This is a genomic window from Streptomyces sp. BR123, assembly GCF_013401435.1.
Taxonomy (GTDB): Bacteria; Actinomycetota; Actinomycetes; order Streptomycetales; family Streptomycetaceae; genus Streptomyces.
Genome location: NZ_JACBGN010000512.1, coordinates 1 through 2,734, shown reverse-complemented (window position 1 = coordinate 2,734; position 2,734 = coordinate 1). Strand labels below are relative to the sequence as shown.

Below are 2,734 nucleotides of genomic sequence, written 5' to 3'. Positions count from 1 at the left end.
GAGCCCGACGGGGCGGCGGCGGGGCTGCCCGAGGCGGTCGGGCCCGCGGCGGGGGCCTCGGTCGGGCCGAAGGGGGCGAACGCACCGGTGTTCGGGACGACGAACGCCTCCAGCGGGATGTCGCCGGTGCTGCTCATCTTGAAGACGAGGTCCTGCGCGGCACCGTTCTTCACGGCCTCGCTGGGGCCCTCGATCACGGCGGAGGCGTTGCCCTTGCCGCCGATGACCACGGAGCCGCCGGAGGGCACGACGACCTTGCCGGCGCCCTCGGCGGCCTTGAGCACGACCTTGCCGCGGCCCGGGAGGCTGATCGACTCCAGGACTTCCGGCTTCATGCCGTTGTTGAAGAGCGTTGCCGAGACCACGGCCCCGCCCGTGCGCTCCTTGGTGCCCTGGGTGATCACCAGGGCGTTCTGGATCTCGATCTCGCCCTTCGAGGCGGAGGCGTTGTCCGGCTTGATCTGAAGCGTCTGCGCGTCGTTGCCCGCACCGCAGGCGGCCAGCGAGGCGATCGAGAACACGACGGCGGTGGCGGCGAGGGCGCCGCGTCGAAGGCTGCGGCTCACGGCGGCGGCAACTCCTTGGACGTACGGAACGGAAGGACGGCGGTTGTGTCGGACGGCCGAGGTAAAGCCGCCCTAAGGGTGTGTCAGCGCGCTTAGGTTACCGAGCCGCCGCCCCGCCCCCGCACCCGACCCTCCGCAGCGGGCGCGGGGCCCCGCGCCCGCTCCGCGATCTTGCATTCCGCACGTCCTTCGCATCCCGTTCACGTGCTGTCCGCTATATCGTCCGGAGGCGCGCCCGTGATCAATTCCGGGATTCCTCCGAACGGCTCTCCGTGATCAATTCCAGGATTGGGCCTGAACCACTCCGTCCGGGTGGCCTCCAGTCGAGTGGAGTGGCCCGGTTTCCCGCCTCCGAAACCGGCAAAACGGGATGTACGTCACAGTGGCGAGGCTGCCGCTCCGCTGTAACGTGGCCGTTTCGCCCGGTCCGTACAGCGCCTCCGACCTGCGAATACCCCGTTCCGCAAGGCCTCCGCAGCACGTTCCTGTCGTGGTTGTCAAGCCCCGAGATGCGCTCTGACCTGCGAAAACGCCATTCATAACACTCAGTTCTCGTGTTACCCTGGATAGCCACGGAAGGGGTACCTGTCACATGACGTTCAAGGTTGGCGACACCGTGGTCTATCCCCATCACGGGGCCGCGCTGATCGAGGCCATCGAAACTCGCCAGATCAAAGGCGTGGACAAGACCTACTTGGTGCTCAAGGTCGCCCAGGGCGACCTGACGGTTCGTGTGCCTGCCGACAATGCAGAGTTCGTCGGCGTCCGCGACGTAGTCGGCCAGGACGGGCTGGACCGGGTCTTCGAGGTCCTGCGCTCGCCGCAGGTAGAGGAGCCGACGAACTGGTCCCGTCGCTACAAGGCAAATCTGGAGAAGCTCGCTTCTGGCGACGTCATCAAGGTCGCCGAAGTGGTGCGCGACCTGTGGCGGCGTGAGCGCGAGCGCGGTCTGTCCGCGGGCGAGAAGCGCATGCTCGCCAAGGCGCGCCAGATCCTGGTGAGCGAGCTCGCGCTCGCTGAGAACACCAACGAGGACAAGGCGGAGGCCCTCCTCGACGAGGTTCTCGCGTCCTGACGCGACAACCCCGTACACAGTCGTGCCGCGGTGCCCGATGGCAGCCCTCTCCTCCACGAGGGGGCCGTTGCCGGGCGCTGCGGCATGTCTGTACCCACCCTGAACACCCCGGGCACTGAGATCCCCCCGGGCACTGAGACCCGACGGGCACTGACACCCACGCCACTCACGCCGTACCGGCCGTACCGCAACCCGGATCCACGCGGCACCGGGCCCGGGCAGCCGGCTCGACCGGTCGTCACGGAAGGGGCGAGGGCGTCGCGCCCGGCACTCCCCAGGGCCATACCCATGTCGGCCGAAGTCACAAACCTGGCTCGGAGCTACAACACATGTCTGACCAATCGCGCCCCCACCGCACCGCCGCGGTGATCCCGGCCGCCGGCCGCGGGGTACGCCTCGGCCCGGGCGCCCCGAAGGCCCTGCGGGCCCTGGGCGGCACACCGATGCTCATCCACGCCGTCCGCGCGATGGCCCGCTCCCGGGCCGTCTCCCTCGTGGTCGTCGTCGCCCCGTCCGACGGCGCCGCCGAGGTGCGCCGCCTCCTGGACGAGCACCCGCTGCCCGAGCGCACCGATCTCCTCGTCGTCCCCGGCGGCGACACCCGCCAGGAGTCCGTGGCCGCCGGCCTCGCCGCGCTCCCCGCGGACGTCACCTCCGTCCTCGTCCACGACGCGGCCCGCCCGCTCGTCCCGGTCGAGACGGTCGACGCCGTCATCGAGGCCGTGCGGGCCGGCGCCCCGGCCGTGGTCCCCGCGCTGCCGCTGGCCGACACCGTCAAGGAGGTCGAGCCGGGCAGGCCCGGCGAGCCCGAGCCGGTCGTGGCCACGCCCGAACGCGCCCGGCTGCGCGCCGTCCAGACCCCGCAGGGCTTCGACCTCGCCACCCTCCGGCGCGCCCACGAGGCCGTCGCGGCCGTCGGCGAGGGCGCCACCGACGACGCAGGGATGGTGGAACAGCTCGGCACCACCGTCATGGTGGTCCCCGGCCACGAAGAGGCCTTCAAGGTCACCCGTCCGCTCGACCTGGTCCTCGCCGAGGCCGTACTCGCCCGCAGGAGGGCCACCGATGCCTACTGACCCCGCCGCCGCCACCC

General features: G+C 70.9%; 3 protein-coding genes. 2 read left to right on the top strand and 1 reads right to left on the bottom strand.

Features of this window, described 5'->3' with window-relative positions; genetic code table 11:
* On the bottom strand, window positions 1-566 hold a 566-nt coding region (locus tag HYE82_RS35725; protein ID WP_179178389.1), incomplete at its 3' end, for a DUF461 domain-containing protein.
* A gap of 592 nt (window positions 567-1,158) precedes the next feature.
* On the opposite strand from HYE82_RS35725, the gene HYE82_RS35720 reads away from it, so the two are divergent.
* Both HYE82_RS35720 and ispD read left to right on the top strand, forming a co-directional pair.
* Window positions 1,159-1,641: a CarD family transcriptional regulator gene (locus HYE82_RS35720; protein WP_179178388.1), complete on the top strand. Its 483-nt coding sequence runs from the start codon at window positions 1,159-1,161 to the stop codon at window positions 1,639-1,641.
* Between the two features lie 329 nt (window positions 1,642-1,970).
* Complete coding sequence (gene ispD, locus HYE82_RS35715) at window positions 1,971-2,717, top strand: 2-C-methyl-D-erythritol 4-phosphate cytidylyltransferase (RefSeq protein WP_179178387.1); 747 nt, start codon at window positions 1,971-1,973, stop codon at window positions 2,715-2,717.
* Window positions 2,718-2,734 lie beyond the last annotated feature (17 nt).